We start from the raw sequence: 15,773 nt of genomic DNA, 5'->3' as shown, positions 1-15,773 counted from the left end.
CGTCTCATTTCATCTTCATTCCCGAGTGATCCGGCATTTTCTTCATGTCCATATGACCTGAATGCGCGGCATCGCCCGGTGCCTGCGCGCCGACGCCCTGTACGTCGAGGGAGACTGCGACTTTGCCGGCCTTCTCGAACTGAAGCGTCACCGGCACCTTATCGCCCTGCTTGAACGCGCCCTTCAGCTCCTGGAGCATCAAATGATTGCCTCCGGGCGCAAGCCTCACGGTCTTGCCGGGATCAATAACGAGCCCATTGTCCAGCGGACGCATTTTCATCACGCCATTATCCATCGCCATCTCGTGAATCTCGGTCTTCCCCGCGATGTCCGCGGAAGCGCTGACCAGCCTGTCCGCCGCCGCCCCCTTGTTCTCGATGGTGAGATAGCCGCCCGCGACCTTGGCGCCGCCCGGCGTCGCCCGGCTCCAGGCTTGCGAGATCACGAGATCGCCGGCCTTGACGTCGTCGGCCGATGCGACGGCGCAGCCGCCCAGCAGCAGCGCGATTGTGAGGAGAGTCTGCTTCACTTTCTTCATTTCGATAGCCTCATTGTTGATTACTCTGGCAGAGACGTCCGTGGTCATTTGCTATTTGGCGCGTGCTATTTGGTGCGTCACCATCGATACCTCATTCCGGCGTATACCGCGCGCCCGGTACCCGGCTCGAACAAGGGTGACGTCGCCGTTGCCCGATCGATGATGCTCGCGCTAGCAATGTAGGTCTTGTTGGTGAGATTGCGTCCCTCGACATAGGCGGATAGCGGACCCCCATTGTCGAACCCGGCTTTCAATCCCAACAGCGCATAAGGTTCTGTCTTGAGCGTGTTCATGCTATCGACAAAATAGGCTTGTGGCACCCATTCGACATTGGGGCCGACATAGAGACCCGTCGGATGCTTGTAGAGGAGCTCTGCGCGCAGGTAATGACGGGGCGCACCCGGCAATTGATTGTCCCCAAAGACCGGGTCGCGGTCGAAACGGAAGTCGTTGAACGTGTAAGAGACGTTAAGCCAGACCTTGTCCGGCGCGGAGCCATTGACGAAGATGTCGCGAAAGATTGCTGCACCTGCCCCGGCCTCGATTCCCTGGTGAAGCGTCCGGTCGGCGTTGGTCACGTTGCAATTCCCGAACGCGCTATAAAGGCATTGCAGCTCGTCGCGAATATTGGCGCGATAGGCGGTGAGCTCCCAGGCATATTCCGGCCGCCTCATGCGCGTTCCGACTTCGTACGTGGTCGCGATCTGTGCGCGGATGCTGGTGAACGGGATCGTTGGAATGCCCGGACCAATCGAGCTCTCACCGAAGCTCGGCACCTCGGCACTTCGCGAGACATTTGCGAAAGCTTGCCATGTGGGATCGATTTGCCACAGGAGGCCTGCTTTCGGCGACCAGAGATTGAACCGCGTTGCTCCCGATTGATCTCCGTCGCTGAGGAAGCGGTCCTGCCGATTGCGAGTTGCGTACAGAAACTGGGTACCGCCGATCACTGCGACGCTCGGAAGGAAGTAGAAGCTGTCTTCGACGTAAACGGAGGTGTTCTCTGAGCGATCGATCGAGGAAGAAAGCAGCCTCCCCTTCTGACCGGCAAGATTGGCAAACTGCTGATTGTCGATGCTACCATTCAATACGTAGACACCCGCGACCAGTCTATTGCGAAAGCCGCCGATGGTGCGGTCATCCGTGAGCTTCGCGAAGCCTCCATAGTCCTTGTAGCGGTAGTCCAGCCACTGGAAAATCGGATGCATCAGATGGCGGTCGAGCCCGAAGGCGCCGAATTCAACCTTGGTGTCATCGAAGCGGACGGTCGTCTTGTTGGCCAACCTGACAGTATCGATATTGCGCTGCTGATCCATGGCAACGTTCGTCGGAGCGGCAGCCTCCGGATTGGTCAAGGCAGACGCCTTGGTCACGGTACCAGGGATCCGCTGCCGCACCTGGTTGGCATTGAGGTAAAATCGTGTCTCAACGTCCGGAGAGAATTGATAGCCGAAATTGCCGCTCAAGCGATTGCTCGAGCCGAAGCTATGATCGCGAAATCCATCAGCGGCCTGCGTGGAAGCGGTCACGAAACCGTCCCACGGCCCGTTCGCGCCACCTGCGTTCGCCTGAAGCCGCTTGAATCCGAAACCTCCGACGTCGAAAGACACGCCGTTCGGAAATGAATCGCGGCCCGACGGAGTTATAAAGTTGATGGCGCCCCCGAGGGAATTCGCGCCAAACTGGAGTGCATTCCCGCCCTTGTAGACTTCGATATATTTGTAGGCAGTAGGGTCAATCTCCTGGAAATCGCCATAGCCATCGGCAGTGTTGATCGGGATGCCGTCCATGTAAAGTTGGACGCCGCGAAGGTGGAAGTTGCGCGACAGGCCCGACCCGCGAATCGAAAGCCGCGTGTCGTCGCCCCATTTAGGCTGGGCGAACACACCAGGCACGTAGTCCAGCACGTCCTTGATCGTGTTGGCGGGCGTCGAATTCCTGTAAGTTTCCGCCGTTACGAGCGCTACGCCGCCCGGCGTCTGGTTGATTTCCGCAAGCGCTTGTTGTGCGGTCAGCACCGTCAGGGAGCCGGGGACCCTGGCGCCTTGCACGCTCGCGGTTTGCTGTGGCAGCCCAGCCGGTCGTGCGCTTCGCGCCACACGCGCTGATCGCACGGCGTCGCGGTGGGGCCGGACCCGGGCCGCGCGCTTTTGCTGTGGAGCTTCAACAATAACCGAGGGAAGTTCCGACCGACTTACCTGGGCATCCGAAGTGTGTGGAAAGGCCAAAATCGATACGGACGCGAGCAGAGTGCCGCGCGCACGCGCACTCCGCAAAGAACGAAGACAAGGCATGGGACATTTCCTGACACCGGCACGCAGCCAGTCCGTTGCAAAGCGAGATGCGGCACCAGCGAGCCGCACCGAGCACAAGTTCGTCGCGGGTCAGGAAAATTGAGGGGGCGCGCGTGCCTGGACGCCAGAGCCCCTATCGGCAGCGACGACGGATATCTCCAAAGCGTGCCATGCCACGCGCTTGGCGTGGCGGAAGGGGATGGAGAGCCCAACGTGGGGCGGAGAATCGAGCGAGGCGTTGGCCTGTGCCAGGCAACACAGCGCGCACGCGCCGCCGTGCGCGGTGGGGCTGTCGGTCTGATCGCCCAGGCCGCGCTGCTCACCCCCGCTGTGGCAGATGACGCCGGCGGACAGCCGATCGGCAACGGCCTGGCCGGCCGCCAAGCAGGCGGCGATCGGCGCTAGCACCTGCATCACCAGGGCGAGCAGGACAACGGGTAGGAATTTTTGCAAGCGCGCGCGCATCCGCCGAACCGTTCGTTCCTCCACTAACTAAACACCGCCCCAAGCCCCGAGTCGAGGTCAGTTCCGCCGCCTTCTTGGCCCAGCGAAAGCATCTCGAAGTGGTCGGGAGCACCCTACCCGCGACGCCAGGGGTCCGGCATTGAGGCAAGTCAAACCACCTCCCTCGTCCAAAAATTCCTTTTGTTTCCCATACGTTTACAGGGATATGAGCCCGATCATTTCGTCAAATGCTCGAATTTTGAACATTCGTTGCCAAAAATGATGACAAGTGAGAAAAGTTGATCTAGCATCCCTCTTGCTCAGGCTGGCCGTGAGGTCGAAGTCTGGTGGTCCAAGTCTCGGGAGGAGCCCCTGGCGCGCAAAACGCAGCGTCGCCCCGTCAATCAAGAGCAAATCTTAGAATCGGGGATAATAGGGTCGACACAATTTTTGAGCGGGGCCAGGGCCCCGCTCTTTTTTGTCTGCGGGGCTTCGACGCCGATGAGTGGTCCCTCTAATCCGATCGAAAACAGCTTCGAACTTGCGGCATCGCGCTGCGCGGACCTCACGCCACTGGTCTATCAACGCCTGTTCGAACAGCATCTGGAAACGCGGGCGATGTTCCGCTCGCAAGGCAGCGAGCTCGTGATGGGATCGATGCTCGCGCTGGCCATCGAGGCGGTCCTCGACTTCGCCAATGAACGTCGTGGGCACTTCCGGCTGATCGCCTGCGAGGCAGCCTCGCACGAGGCTTACGGCACCTCGCGCGAGCTCTTCATCGCCTTCTTTGCGATCATCAGGGATACGATCCGCGATCTGCTCGGCGCTCGATGGTCGGCCGACATTGCGCGGGCCTGGGATACATTGCTCGTCGAGATCGACGCATTCACCAAGGCGCGGGCCTGACGCTTTGCGCTGCACCAAGGGTGGCTTGCTGCGATCAAGCGATTGATTGCAGATTGAGTGGCATCAGCTCTTGTGAGACACTTTCGGACATCGGTCGCGCATTCAATGACGCGCCGACGATAAAATTTTACGGGAGCGAGCGATGTCCGGGACGAAAGATTTCTCGACGACGAGGCGCGATCTTCTTCAGGCGGCAGCGACCGCCGGCGCCGCGACTGCCATCCTCGGCAGCATGGGCATAAACCCAGCACTTGCAGCCGAAGTCGGACGAAGCGAGAAACCGCTGAAAGCGGCCTTCTCCAACGCGGGCCTCCAGGCCACCTGGTGCGCGCAGGGCAAGCAGGCCGCGGAGTTCTGGGGCAAGCTGTTCAATGTCGAGGTGACTTGGTTCGATGGTCAGCTCGACGCGGTCAAGCAGCGCGCCGCGATCGACAACATGGCCTCGCAGAAATGGGATTTCGTCGCGATTCAGGCCTTCGGCATCGGCACCCTCACCCAACCCGTGCAGAAGATGATCGACGCCGGCACGCCCGTCATCGACATGGACACGCTGATTGCGCCGCTCGACCAAATCAATGTCCACTCCTTCCTTGCCCCCGACAACGAGTTCATGGGCGCCTCGGTAACCCAGGCGCTGTGCAACGCGATGGGCGGCAAGGGCAAGATCATCATGACGCAGGGTGCGCTCGGCCACACCGGCGCGCAAGGACGCGCCAAGGGTTTTACCTCGGTGGTCAAGCAATTCCCTGGCATCGAGGTGCTCGACACCCAACCGGCCGACTGGGACGTCTCCAAGACCGCCCGCCTCTGGGAGACCTATCTCACCAAATATCCGCAGATCGACGCTGCGTTCTTCCACAATGACGACATGGCGCTCGCCGCCTACAACATCATGAAGGCCCGCAACCGCACCAACATCCTGATTGGCGGCGTCGATGCCATGCCGCCGGCGATCCAGGCGGTGAGCGAGGGTCGCATGTTCGCGACCGTGCGCAATCCGTCGTGCCGCATCCATGGCGGCGCCATCGTTGCAGGCGTGTCGGCCGTGGTCGGCGGCGAGAAGAGCGGACAGGGAATCCCGAAGAACGTCGTCACCGACGGCCCGGTCGTGACCAAGGCCAATGCCGCCGGGATGCAATGGATGCAGGATCACTTCCTGATCTGAGCCTCCATGCCTGCGGGACATCAGCCCATCCTGGAACTGAAGGGCATCACGAAGAGCTTCGGCGGCGTCGAAGCGCTTCGTGGTGTCGACTTCGCGCTTCTTCCCGGCGAGATCCATGGTCTCGTCGGCGAGAACGGCGCCGGCAAAAGCACGCTGATGAAGATCATCGCCGGCGTGCACACCGAATTCTCCGGCCGCTTCCTGGTTGACGGGGCGGAAACGCATTTCCGCTCGGCGCGCGATGCCCATGCGGCCGGCATCGCCATGGTGCACCAGGAGCTCAGCGTTGCGCCCGACCTCACGGTTGCGGAGAACGTCTTTCTGGGCAACCAGCCGGTCAACCGCTTCGGCCTGGTGCAATGGCGGCGGATGGCGCGCGAGGCGGGCGAGCAGCTCGCCCGCTTCGGCATCGACGTCGACCCGATGTCGCGGCTTGGGGACCTCCCGATCGGGCTCCAGCAGTTGATCGAGATCGCCCGCGTGCTGTTCTCGGGCGCTCGCATCGTCATCCTGGACGAGCCGACCTCCGCCCTCTCCCCACCCGAGGTCGAGCGGCTGTTCACAACGCTCCGGCGTCTGCGCGAGGAAGGCACTGCGATCGTCTTCATCTCGCATTTCATCGAGGACATTCTGCGCGTGTCCGACATGGTGACCGTCTTCCGCAACGGGCGGAAGGTCGCGGAGACCGCCAGCGCCGCGACCAGCAAGGGCGCGCTGATCGAGGCCATGATCGGCCGCGGCGGCGAAACGCTCGAGCATAGCTACACTGACGATTTGATGCTGCCGCGGCCGAGCGACAGCCCGGTCGTCCTGAAGGTCGACCAGCTTTCCCTCGCGCGGAGCCTTCAGGATGTCTCGTTCGAGGCCCGCGCCGGCGAGGTGCTCGGTATCTACGGCTTCATGGGCTGCGGCCAGCAGGAGCTGTCGCGCATCCTGTTCGGCAAGCTGAAGCCGGACAGCGGCACGCTCGCCGTCGAGGGCACACCAAAGACCTTCGCCAGCACGGCGGCGGCGCGGCGCGCCGGCGTCGCGCTGGTGCCCGAGAGCCGGCGCGACATGCTGTTTCACCAGGAGCCGGTCTACAAGAACATCTCGATCAGCATTTTGGATCGCATCTCGGCGCTGCTGCTCAAGCCGGCGCAGGAGCGCGATATCGCAAGGCGCCAGGTCGAGCAATTGCAGATCAGACCGCCCGTGGTCGGCCTCGACCTCGGCATGCTCTCCGGCGGCAACCAGCAGAAGGTTGCGCTGGCGAAATGGCTGACCTATCCGCCCAAGCTTCTGGTGCTGTGCGAGCCGACCCGCGGCATGGATGTCGGCGCCAAGAACGACGTCATCAACATCGTCCGCGACCTCCGCGCCAAGGGGCTTGCCGTCATCGTGCTGTCGACCGAGCCGGAAACGGTGCTGTCGCTGGCCGACCGCATCCTCGTGCTCAAGCGCGGCACATTGGTGCGGGAATTCAGGAACGAGCCGGTCAGCAAGGACCGCCTGCTGGAAGCGGCGTGACGGAGAAGCACCATGGCGAGCAGTGACACGGTTCCGGCGGCGGCTGCTCGAGCGCGGGGACTTGCGCCCTTCCTGCGCTCGCAGATGCGCAACATTGCGCCATTCCTGACGCTGATTTTCCTGTCCGGCTTCTTCGCCTTCGCCAGCCCCTCCTTCGCGACGCTCGACAATCTCGGCAACATCCTCACGCAAGTGTCGGTGACAGGCATCATCGCGGTCGGCCTCACCTTCGTGATCCTCTGCGCCGAGATCGACCTCTCGATCGCCAGCATCGCCAACGTCACCGGCATCGCGGTTGCCTATTTCACGCTCCAGGAATCCTACGTCAACATCACGAATGTGCCGCTGCCCGGCGCGGTCGCCATCATCCTGTCGATCCTGCTCTGCGCGCTGCTCGGCCTCGTCAATGCGCTGGGGCTGACCGTGATCGGCATCCCCTCCTTCATCATGACGCTGGCGATGATGCAGATCGCGGCCGGCATCTCGGCGCTCCTGGTGCGCGGCCAGATCGCCTACAAGGTGCCGAGCTTGATCACGACGCTCGGCTCGGGCTCGATCGGTGGCATCCCCTGGATCGTCTTCGTCGCCGCCATCATGCTGCTCGGCGGGCATCTGGTGCTGACCTACACGCGCTTCGGTCGCTATGTCTACATGGTCGGAGGCAATCGCGAGGCGGCCGAATATTCCGGCCTCAACGTCAAGCTGATCCTCGGCGCGGTCATGGTGATCTCGGCGGTCTGCTCCGGCCTTGGCGGCATGCTCGGCGTTGCCCATTTCGGCAGCGCGCAGCAGAACGAATTCGACACCTACCTGCTCGACTCCATCGCCGCCGTCGTTGTCGGCGGCACCAGCCTGTTCGGCGGCCGCGGCGGCATCGGCAACACCATCGTCGGGCTTTTCGTTCTTGGTGTTCTCAATAACGGGCTCGACCACGTCAACATCGACAGTTTTTTGAAGATCCTGATCCGCGGCCTGATCCTGCTGGCGGCGCTGGTCATTAACGTCTATGCGCAGCGACTGAGGGAAAAAGCGGCGGAGTAGACGGCCCTCAAAACGAAAACAGCGAAAACAACCCCATGCACAGTAGCCGGGACCAGCGAAATCAATGACTTGCCGGCGACTTCGCGAAATTGCGGATTTTACGAAGTGGATTTGACTCGTCGGGCAAAACAGGGGCATGATGTCGCGGTGGCCGGCGGCTCCGAGAGGCGGTGCCCACTCCCGTCATTGCGAGCGCAGCGAAGCAATCCAGAATCTTTCCGCGGTGGCAGTCTGGATTGCGTCGCTGCGCTCGAAAATGACGGTCTGGAGGCAGCAGAGGAATCCTGGATCGTCTCAATCGCGAAGCCAGGGAACGCGTCCTAACTCTCAGCCTTCGTATCCGACGGCAGCCGCGAGAAGCGGAAATTGCAGTGGCTCGCGCCGCCCGCCAACGTCTGCGTCCTTTCGAGGCGAATGCCTCGCGTGGCATAGGCGTCGAAATCAAGCCCGCAAATGTTCGGCAGGATGTCCGTGTCGCCGTGGCGCGCCGCGAGCTTGCAGAAGCCGCAGGCCTTGTAGTTGATACCGAATTCGAAGGTGTCTCTTGGGCCCGGCTCTACGAAATCGTAGACGAAGTCTTCCGGAAACTCCCTCTGATGGCTTTCCGTGACGCTCCTTGCCGCCTGCTCGCGCAGCAGAGCTTGGTTCTCGGACGACATGAACTGACGTCCCGAGGCAAGGCGTTCCGCCTCTGACACGGTGAGCAATTGCGCTTTGTAGGTTTCCCGTTCGATCTCCCCGATCACCGGGACCGGCACGCCGTGGCGCCGGAGCACCCGACTGATGGCCATAAAACCCGTGAGACGCATGAAGAAATCACTCATGCGGCTGGCCGCGCCGCCGCTGATGAACAAGAGGCGGCGATGCTGCTTCAGTTCAAGTCCCATGCTGTAGCCGCCGACTGGAGCGTGGACCGTTGCGGGATTGTGGGTGACGACGTGAACTGGCGGCATGGGGTCTCTCCGTGTTGCAGCCGACCCTATCCGGCGGCAACGCCGCGGCGCAAAGCACTATTGCTGCGGTTCAGCGCAAGAAAATCTATTGCAAGCACGCAGCCATTCAGTGACAAACTGGGCAGCAATGACTTACATCCTTCCACCGCTCAACGCGCTCCGCGCATTCGAAGCCGCCGCGCGGCATCTCAGCTTCAAATTGGCCGCGCACGAGCTGCACGTAACGCCCGCCGCCGTGGGACAGCAGGTGAAGGCGCTCGAGGCGCGCCTCGGCGTACGCCTGTTCGACCGGCTGCATAAGCAGCTCATCCTCACCGCGGCCGGTCAGGCCTATCTACCCGGGATATCCGAAGGCTTTCGCCACATCGCCGAGGCGACCTCGCAATTGAAGCCGGCAGGTGCGGTCCTGCTGCAATTGGGAGTCCATGGCGGCTTCGACCTGCGCCGCCTCCAATTGGCAGAATTTCGCAGCGCGCATGCGGAGATCGGCTTGCGGGTGCTTCAGCCCGCCGGCCTGCACGAGCTGGTCGAGGGCAAGGTCGACCTCTTGATAGCCCGCGGACTTGGTCACCATCCGGGCTATCGCTGCGAGCGGATGGATGAGGGATCGGGACTGGGTGATTGGCTCGTTGCGCCTGAAGGCACCGCGGATTGCCCGGAGGTTGTGAGCTTCCGCGAATGGCTGCGCGCCGTGCCGGAGGAGAAACCGCTCGCTAGCCGCCGCCCTCGTCTTGTCGGCGGCGTCGGGAGTTGAGGCGACCGCAAACCCGTAACAACTCGGCGTCTAGTCCGACTCCGGTACCTGTGTTTCTTGGAGCAAACCGGACATCAGTCGGCCGACAATTCCCGCTGCATCGGTCGAAAATGACCCGAAGAGCAGACCTTAGCCTCCTTCAATCCAAATTCCTGCTTCGCTCAGCGCGTTGAGAAATGCGCTCGACGTCTTTCCAGTGACCGGCTGTCACACAGCTGATTCAGCTCATCGAAGGTAATCTTACCGTTCCGTTCACCGATTTCGATGGCTCGTCGAATGATTTCCGGCACGCTCATGTTCTCTCCGTTTCAGCAGCCCTTACTATATGGGAGCGAGTCGGGTTGTGGCCCCGTCTGCGAAATTGAGCATCGGCGGACCAAAGTCCGGTCATTACATTAGAGCGGGCCTGATTTGCTCAACCTGAGTTCTTCGCAGTTTGACCCGAAGCCGGACATCACCCCTCCGGTACCCCGGCCACGCGCATCCCTTTCAGGATGCGCCTACTTCCGTCGAGAAAGGTCGCATTATTGCCGATTGACATGCTCTTCATGCGACGAATCGTAAATGTGGAATCGAGCGCTTGCCCTGCTTTCGCGGCGGCGTACGCGTCGTTCAGCTTGCCAAGTAGCGCGAGAGCAGCCGCAAGCCCAAAATGCACGAGCGGATAATTTCGGTTGACTTCGATACTGCGAAGGAACCACCCGACTGCTTCGTTATCTGCTCCGACCTGCAACTTGGAAAACCCGACCGGCGACAGCCATCTGTAGGCAAGAGTGTCACGAGGAGAGAGGCGCAATGCTTGGTTTACGTGCCCCTCCGTCTCTGCGCCGCAACCCATTATATACTTAGCGAGACCAATCATCGCGTGGGCGTCGGCAAAATTCCGATCTAATTCCAATGCTCGCTCGCACTCTGCCAACCCTTAAACCGCGCGGTTCGTATGCATCAAGACGATTCCTAAGAGCAAGTGTGCAAAGGGATGGCTCGGTGCATGGGATAGCGCCTTTAGGAGTATGGTCTCTGCGGCTGCCAGACGAAGAGGCAGGTCGTCAGTCAAAAAGGTCGATGAGGATGTCACATCGACCGCCGCCATCCAGATTTTCGCGTCGACGTTTTCAGGGTCGATCGTCAATGCCCGCTCGAAATAAAGGCGAGCTTGTGTCAGCGAGCTAGACGTGAGGCCCTCATTGAATGAATGGCGACCCCGGAAAATCAAATCTATGGCGTCGGGATTGGGCGTGTTTTCCGCTCGCCGTGCCTCAGCCTCAATCAGCTGGGCATTCACTGTGTTCGCCAGCCGCGCTACGATCTCATCCTGCATGTCGAGCAGGTCAGCGACGGGTTTATCGAATCGGTCAGCCCAGAGGTGACTACCTGTTTCGGTCTCGACAAGCTGCACGTTCACTCGCAACCGGTTGCGGTCACGTTGTATGGAACCTTCGAGTGCGTAGCGGACGTTCAGTTCGCGACCGATCTGTTTGAGGTCAGCGACCTTTCCTCTGTAGGTGAATGCTGTGTGTCGGCCAATGACGAACGAGCCTCTGATGCGAGACAAATCCGTGGTTAGGCTCTCGGTCACGCCATCTACGAAGTAGTCTTGCTCAGCATCACCGCTGAGGTTGGTAAAAGGCAACACAACGACGGAAAAATGAGGTGGGGAAACCTGTCGTGTCCGCCCAGTTTCTGATGCCCGGTTACCTCCATCCCGGATCATCGCATAAGCTCGAACAGGGTGAGCGATGTTCTTCAGATGTTGTTCGCCTATATCGGCGAACTCTGCATCGACCTTACCTCGGACGTGTTCGTACACAGAGGCAGACACGCATATGCCACCCGGCTCTGCAATGCTCTCCAGCCGTACCGCTTTGTTGACGCCGTCTCCAAAGATGTCGTGGGGCTCGACGATGACGTCGCCAATGTTAATGCCTACGCGGAAAGCAATACGTGTTTCGTCAGCGTCACCTATCGTAAGTTCCTTGATGAGCTTTTGAAATTGTACGGCAGCCCGCACCGCTTGGACCGCGCTCGAAAACTCCGCTAAGAATCCGTCGCCGGTATTCTTCACGATACGGCCCCGGTGTTCGGCAATTGCCGGGTTGACAGCGTTAGCTAAGAGCGCTGCAAATTTGGCATGCGTAGGTTCTTCATCGGTATGCATCAGCCGCGAATAACCAGCGACATCGGCAGCCAATATCGCTGATAATCTGCGTTCGATCCCGATTGGCCGTTCTTGCACCATGGCCTACGATCCACGCCTCGCGCGATTGTACATCAAGTCGAGCAGGATGCCCACCCATCCAATGTCTCCTGTTGGCCCATTGCATCAATTCGCGGCAACAAAGCCATTCCGCCGCTTTCGGATCGAAGCGGACATTGAGCAAACCGCTACGTCGCGGCCAATGACGTCTGATGGGCAATCTCGTCACTTCGCCAGCACCTCACCGCGTGCCCGTCCGGCCGTGTCTCCAGCGTCGCCTCGCTCCGGCACACCGCCTCTGCGTAACGACAGCGCGGGCTGAACGCGCATCCGTTCGGCGGGTTGAGCGGATTGGGCAGGTCACCGCCTGTCGTCGCCAGCGGGGCGTGGCGCAAGGGATCGGGAATGGCGGCGATCAGGGCCTGCGTATAGGGGTGCGCCGGCCGTTCGAAGATCTCGCGCCAGTGGCCATTCTCCACGATGCGGCCGAGATACATCACGGCGACGCGATCGCTCATGTGCTCGACGACGCCAAGGTCGTGGCTGATCATGATGTAGGACAGACCGAGCGTCTCCTTCAATTCCAGCAAGAGATTGATGATCTGGGCGCGGATCGAGACATCGAGCGCCGAGACCGGTTCGTCGCAGATGACAATCCTGGGATTGAGGATCAGCGCCCGCGCAATACCGATGCGCTGGCGCTGGCCGCCGGAGAATTCATGCGGGTAGCGGTCGGCCTGCTCGGGCCGTAGGCCAACATGTTTGAGCATCGTCGCGACGCGATCCTCGATCTCGCTTTTCGCGGTCACGCCATGGACGCGCAAGGGATCTTCGAGCGTGCGGCGGACGGTCTGGCGCGGATTGAGCGAGGCGTAGGGATCCTGGAACACGATCTGCACGATGCGAGCCAGCGCCTTGCGGTCCGCGGACTGCCTGTTCGTGACGACCTGCCCGTCCAGCACGATGCGGCCGCGCGTCGGCGTCAGGAGACCGAGGATCGAGAGCGCGATCGTCGACTTGCCCGAGCCGGACTCGCCGACGAGGCCGAGGCATTCGCCGCGCCTCAAGCTGAGATCGACACCGTCGACGGCACGGAGCAGCCGCCTCTCGCGGCCGAGCAAGCCGCCCCCCAGTGGAAAATGCACCGCGAGATCCTCGACGCTGAGAATGAGATCGTCGTCCGGCCTCCCCTGTGGCTCATGCATGATGGTGACACCTCACCAGACCGCCGGCGCCCAGCAAATCCGTCCCCGGCGCAGTGGTTCGGCAAATATCGGTCGCCTGCGCGCAGCGCGGATTGAACCGGCATCCGTCCGGGAAGCTCGCGATCGCCGGGACGACGCCCGCGATCTCCTTGAGTCTGGTCCGGCCAAGCGCAGCGCGACTGCCGAGCCGCGGCAGCGAGGCGACGAGGCCCTGCGTATAGGGGTGCGAGGGTGAGCGGAAAATATCGGCCGAGCCGCGCTCCTCGACGATGCGGCCAGCATACATGACGGCTACGCGGCGGCAGACATTGGCGACCAGGCCGAGATCGTGGCTGATCATCAGGATGGCCGTCCGCCGCTCGGCACATAGATTGCGCATCAGCTCGATGATCTCCGCCTGCACGGTCACATCGAGCGCGGTGGTCGGCTCGTCTGCAATCAGGAGATCCGGACCGCATGCCAGCGCGATGGCGATCATCACGCGTTGCCGCATGCCGCCCGAGAGCTGGTGCGGGTAATCCTTCACGCGCCGCTCGGGCGCGGGGACGCGGACGCTCGCCAGTGCATCCACCGCCAGCTGATTGGCTTCCCGCCAGCTCTTGCCCTTGTGCAGCACGAACATCTCGGCGATCTGCCGGCCCACGGGCGAGACCGGGTTCAGGGCCGTCATCGGCTCCTGGAAGATCATGGCGATGCGGTTGCCGCGCAGCGCCCGCTGTTTGGCGGCGGAAAGGTGCTGGATCTCCCGCCCCTCAAAGCGGATGACGCCGCCCCCGATCGACAATGGCGGCCGCAGCAGGCCGATCAGAGCAAGCGCCGTGATGCTCTTGCCGCAGCCGGATTCACCGACAAGACCGAAGGTCTCGCCACGATCGATGCGGAACGAAACGCTCTCGACGGCGGGGACCTTGCGGGATCCGTCGTTGAGATCGATGCGCAGATCCTCGACTTCGATCAGCGGCGAGCCCGTCATGTGCGCCGGCTCCGCGACTGTGGATCGAGAATGTCGCGCAGGCCGTCGCCAAGCAAATTGAGGCCGAGCACCGTCAGGAAGATGGCAAGGCCCGGGAAAACCGAGAGCCACGGCGCCGTCGTGATCTGGTCGCGGGCTTCCGACAACATGCTGCCCCAGCTCGGAAACGGCGGACGCACGCCGAGGCCGAGGAACGACAATGCGGCTTCGGACAGGACCGCACTACCCATGCCGAGCGTGCCGATGACGACGATCGGTCCGAGCATGTTGGGCAGCAGCTGCGTGATCATGATGCGCATATCGCCGTAGCCGAGCACGGTTGCCGCCTGCACATAGCCCTGGCTCCTCAGCGACAGCGCCGAGGCCCGTGCGATCCGGCAGGTGAAGGACCAGTTGGTCAAGCCGAGCGCGATGAGCAGGCTGGTCAGGCCGGGTCCAAGCACCGCCATGATGGCCAGCGCGAAGATCAGCGAAGGGATCGCGAGCATGAGGTTGGTCAGGGCGTTGACGACATCGTCCCACCAGCCGCCCCAATAACCCGCGCTCAGGCCGAGTGCCACGCCGATGACGCTGTTGATGAGTTGGGAGACGATGCCGACCGTCAGCGAAACGCGGGCGCCGTACACGACGCGGGAGTAGATGTCGCGGCCCTGCCCGTCGGTGCCAAACCACCAGGTCCAGCTCGGCGCCTCCTCTGCATTCATGAGGTTGGCGTCCATGATCGGATCGGTGTGCGCCAGCCATGGCGCGAGCAGGCCGACCAGGATCGCAAGCGCAAACAACGCGCCGCCGATGACGAGATTGGCGCGGAGCTTCATGCGTATCTGATCCTGGGATCGATCACGCCGTAGAGCACGTCGATCAGCAAATTGAGCGCGAGAAAGAACAGCACCACCACGAGAATTGAGCCCTGGACGGCCGGAATGTCGCGCTGGAGGACACTGTCGACCAGCAGCGAGCCGATGCCCGGCCATGAGAACAATTTCTCGACGACGACGGCTTGCCCCATCAACGCGCCGAATTGCAGGCCCATTGTCGTGAGAATCAGGACGAGCGCGTTGCGCATCACATGCCACTTCACGACACGGGTCTCGCTCATGCCCTTGGAGCGCGCGGTGCGGACAAAATCGGCGGTCATGATCTCGAGCACGGCGGCGCGCGTCGTCCGGGCCAGCAGCGCCATCGGCGAGACGCCAAGCGTCACGGCCGGCAGGATCAGATATTTGAGGCTGCCGTCGCCATAGCCGAAGCTCGGCAGCCAGCCAAGCTTCAAGGCGAACAGGTACATCAACAGCAGCCCGAGCCAGAATTTGGCCATCGAAAGGCCCGACACGGCGACGACCATGGAGACCGTGTCGACGATGCCGCCCGGTCGCAATGCTGCGACAAAGCCGAGCGGAACGCCGATCGCGATCGCAAACGTCAAGGCTGCGAATATCAATTGCAGCGTCGGCCACATCCGTTTTGCGATCATGGTCGTGATCGGCTCGCGGGTCCGGAACGAGGTCCCCAGATCACCTGTCGCAAGCTTGCCGATGTAGGCGCCAAAGCGCATGTAAACGGGATCGTCGAGGCCGAGCTGCTTTTTCATGCGCTCCACGACCTGCGGGTCCGCTGCACCGCGGCCGTCATCGCTCATGCTCGATACGATGCTGCCAGGGACCACGCTGAACAGGACGAAGACCACCAGCACCACGGCCAGCACGGTCGGAACGGTTTGCAGGATTCGGCGGATCAGGAAGGCGAGCATTGCAACTGTTCCTCCCTCCCTCCGTCGCTTCTTGCGATGGTGGG

General features: G+C 61.8%; 14 protein-coding genes and 1 pseudogene. 5 read left to right on the top strand and 10 right to left on the bottom strand.

The window, feature by feature from the left end; genetic code table 11:
* Nucleotides 1-4 precede the first annotated feature (4 nt).
* The 3 genes from IVA91_RS30400 to IVA91_RS30390 all read right to left on the bottom strand — a co-directional run bounded on the left by IVA91_RS30400 (nt 5) and on the right by IVA91_RS30390 (nt 3,297).
* Nucleotides 5-538, bottom strand: coding sequence for a copper chaperone PCu(A)C (locus tag IVA91_RS30400; RefSeq protein WP_247459959.1), 534 nt, complete (start codon nt 536-538; stop codon nt 5-7).
* A gap of 77 nt (nt 539-615) precedes the next feature.
* Nucleotides 616-2,832, bottom strand: a complete 2,217-nt coding sequence (locus tag IVA91_RS30395) for a TonB-dependent receptor (RefSeq protein WP_247459957.1) — start codon at nt 2,830-2,832, stop codon at nt 616-618.
* A gap of 90 nt (nt 2,833-2,922) precedes the next feature.
* Nucleotides 2,923-3,297 (bottom strand): DUF2946 family protein, encoded by a 375-nt coding sequence (locus IVA91_RS30390; protein WP_247459955.1) that lies wholly within the window; start codon nt 3,295-3,297, stop codon nt 2,923-2,925.
* 480 nt (nt 3,298-3,777) lie between these two features.
* On the opposite strand from IVA91_RS30390, the gene IVA91_RS30385 reads away from it, so the two are divergent.
* The 4 genes from IVA91_RS30385 (at nt 3,778) to IVA91_RS30370 (ending at nt 7,897) form a co-directional block, all read left to right on the top strand.
* On the top strand, nt 3,778-4,182 hold the full coding sequence (locus IVA91_RS30385) for a globin (RefSeq protein ID WP_247459944.1): 405 nt from the start codon (nt 3,778-3,780) through the stop codon (nt 4,180-4,182).
* Nucleotides 4,183-4,324: 142 nt separating this feature from the next.
* The gene (locus IVA91_RS30380; RefSeq protein WP_247459943.1) at nt 4,325-5,347 is read left to right on the top strand and encodes a sugar ABC transporter substrate-binding protein; all 1,023 of its coding nucleotides are present in this window, start codon (nt 4,325-4,327) and stop codon (nt 5,345-5,347) included.
* A gap of 6 nt (nt 5,348-5,353) precedes the next feature.
* Nucleotides 5,354-6,856: a sugar ABC transporter ATP-binding protein gene (locus tag IVA91_RS30375; RefSeq protein ID WP_247459942.1), complete on the top strand. Its 1,503-nt coding sequence runs from the start codon at nt 5,354-5,356 to the stop codon at nt 6,854-6,856.
* A 12-nt stretch (nt 6,857-6,868) separates the two neighbouring features.
* Complete coding sequence (locus IVA91_RS30370; RefSeq protein WP_247459941.1) at nt 6,869-7,897, top strand: ABC transporter permease; 1,029 nt, start codon at nt 6,869-6,871, stop codon at nt 7,895-7,897.
* 320 nt (nt 7,898-8,217) lie between these two features.
* Here IVA91_RS30370 and IVA91_RS30365 read toward each other — a convergent pair.
* Nucleotides 8,218-8,739, bottom strand: a pseudogene (locus tag IVA91_RS30365) (L-2-amino-thiazoline-4-carboxylic acid hydrolase); the annotation flags it as partial.
* A gap of 238 nt (nt 8,740-8,977) precedes the next feature.
* Here IVA91_RS30365 and IVA91_RS30360 point away from each other — a divergent pair.
* Nucleotides 8,978-9,604, top strand: coding sequence for a LysR family transcriptional regulator (locus IVA91_RS30360; RefSeq protein WP_247459940.1), 627 nt, complete (start codon nt 8,978-8,980; stop codon nt 9,602-9,604).
* Between the two features lie 454 nt (nt 9,605-10,058).
* Here IVA91_RS30360 and IVA91_RS37235 read toward each other — a convergent pair whose 3' ends face one another.
* The 6 genes from IVA91_RS37235 to IVA91_RS30335 form a co-directional block, all read right to left on the bottom strand.
* The gene (locus IVA91_RS37235) at nt 10,059-10,502 is read right to left on the bottom strand and encodes a hypothetical protein (RefSeq protein ID WP_346015544.1); all 444 of its coding nucleotides are present in this window, start codon (nt 10,500-10,502) and stop codon (nt 10,059-10,061) included.
* A gap of 24 nt (nt 10,503-10,526) precedes the next feature.
* On the bottom strand, nt 10,527-11,843 hold the full coding sequence (locus tag IVA91_RS30355; RefSeq protein ID WP_346015543.1) for an adenylate/guanylate cyclase domain-containing protein: 1,317 nt from the start codon (nt 11,841-11,843) through the stop codon (nt 10,527-10,529).
* Nucleotides 11,844-11,989: 146 nt separating this feature from the next.
* Nucleotides 11,990-13,006, bottom strand: a complete 1,017-nt coding sequence (locus tag IVA91_RS30350) for an oligopeptide/dipeptide ABC transporter ATP-binding protein (protein ID WP_247459939.1) — start codon at nt 13,004-13,006, stop codon at nt 11,990-11,992.
* Nucleotides 12,999-13,979 carry an ABC transporter ATP-binding protein gene (locus IVA91_RS30345; protein WP_247418450.1) on the bottom strand — a complete coding sequence of 327 codons (981 nt, stop codon included), beginning with the start codon at nt 13,977-13,979 and terminating at the stop codon, nt 12,999-13,001. The genes IVA91_RS30350 and IVA91_RS30345 overlap by 8 nt, the downstream gene beginning before the upstream one ends.
* Entirely contained in the window at nt 13,976-14,797 is an 822-nt protein-coding gene (locus tag IVA91_RS30340; RefSeq protein ID WP_247277177.1) for an ABC transporter permease, read from the bottom strand. Before IVA91_RS30340 ends, IVA91_RS30345 begins: the two co-directional genes overlap by 4 nt.
* Complete coding sequence (locus tag IVA91_RS30335; RefSeq protein ID WP_247277176.1) at nt 14,794-15,729, bottom strand: ABC transporter permease; 936 nt, start codon at nt 15,727-15,729, stop codon at nt 14,794-14,796. The genes IVA91_RS30340 and IVA91_RS30335 overlap by 4 nt, the downstream gene beginning before the upstream one ends.
* Nucleotides 15,730-15,773 lie beyond the last annotated feature (44 nt).

The organism is Bradyrhizobium sp. 153 (assembly GCF_023073835.1).
Lineage (GTDB): Bacteria > Pseudomonadota > Alphaproteobacteria > Rhizobiales > Xanthobacteraceae > Bradyrhizobium.
Note: the sequence above shows the minus strand (reverse complement) of the source record. Positions and strands in the feature narration are given on the sequence as shown.

Excerpts from the sequence above, each read along its gene's own strand:
- IVA91_RS30400 (WP_247459959.1), bottom strand. The coding sequence starts at position 538 with ATGAAGAAAGTGAAGCAGACTCTCCTCACAATCGCGCTGCTGCTGGGC.
- IVA91_RS30395 (WP_247459957.1), bottom strand. The coding sequence starts at position 2,832 with ATGCCTTGTCTTCGTTCTTTGCGGAGTGCGCGTGCGCGCGGCACTCTG.
- IVA91_RS30390 (WP_247459955.1), bottom strand. The coding sequence starts at position 3,297 with ATGCGCGCGCGCTTGCAAAAATTCCTACCCGTTGTCCTGCTCGCCCTG.
- IVA91_RS30385 (WP_247459944.1), top strand. The coding sequence starts at position 3,778 with ATGAGTGGTCCCTCTAATCCGATCGAAAACAGCTTCGAACTTGCGGCA.
- IVA91_RS30380 (WP_247459943.1), top strand. The coding sequence starts at position 4,325 with ATGTCCGGGACGAAAGATTTCTCGACGACGAGGCGCGATCTTCTTCAG.
- IVA91_RS30375 (WP_247459942.1), top strand. The coding sequence starts at position 5,354 with ATGCCTGCGGGACATCAGCCCATCCTGGAACTGAAGGGCATCACGAAG.
- IVA91_RS30370 (WP_247459941.1), top strand. The coding sequence starts at position 6,869 with ATGGCGAGCAGTGACACGGTTCCGGCGGCGGCTGCTCGAGCGCGGGGA.
- IVA91_RS30360 (WP_247459940.1), top strand. The coding sequence starts at position 8,978 with ATGACTTACATCCTTCCACCGCTCAACGCGCTCCGCGCATTCGAAGCC.
- IVA91_RS30355 (WP_346015543.1), bottom strand. The coding sequence starts at position 11,843 with ATGGTGCAAGAACGGCCAATCGGGATCGAACGCAGATTATCAGCGATA.
- IVA91_RS30350 (WP_247459939.1), bottom strand. The coding sequence starts at position 13,006 with ATGCATGAGCCACAGGGGAGGCCGGACGACGATCTCATTCTCAGCGTC.
- IVA91_RS30345 (WP_247418450.1), bottom strand. The coding sequence starts at position 13,979 with ATGACGGGCTCGCCGCTGATCGAAGTCGAGGATCTGCGCATCGATCTC.
- IVA91_RS30340 (WP_247277177.1), bottom strand. The coding sequence starts at position 14,797 with ATGAAGCTCCGCGCCAATCTCGTCATCGGCGGCGCGTTGTTTGCGCTT.
- IVA91_RS30335 (WP_247277176.1), bottom strand. The coding sequence starts at position 15,729 with ATGCTCGCCTTCCTGATCCGCCGAATCCTGCAAACCGTTCCGACCGTG.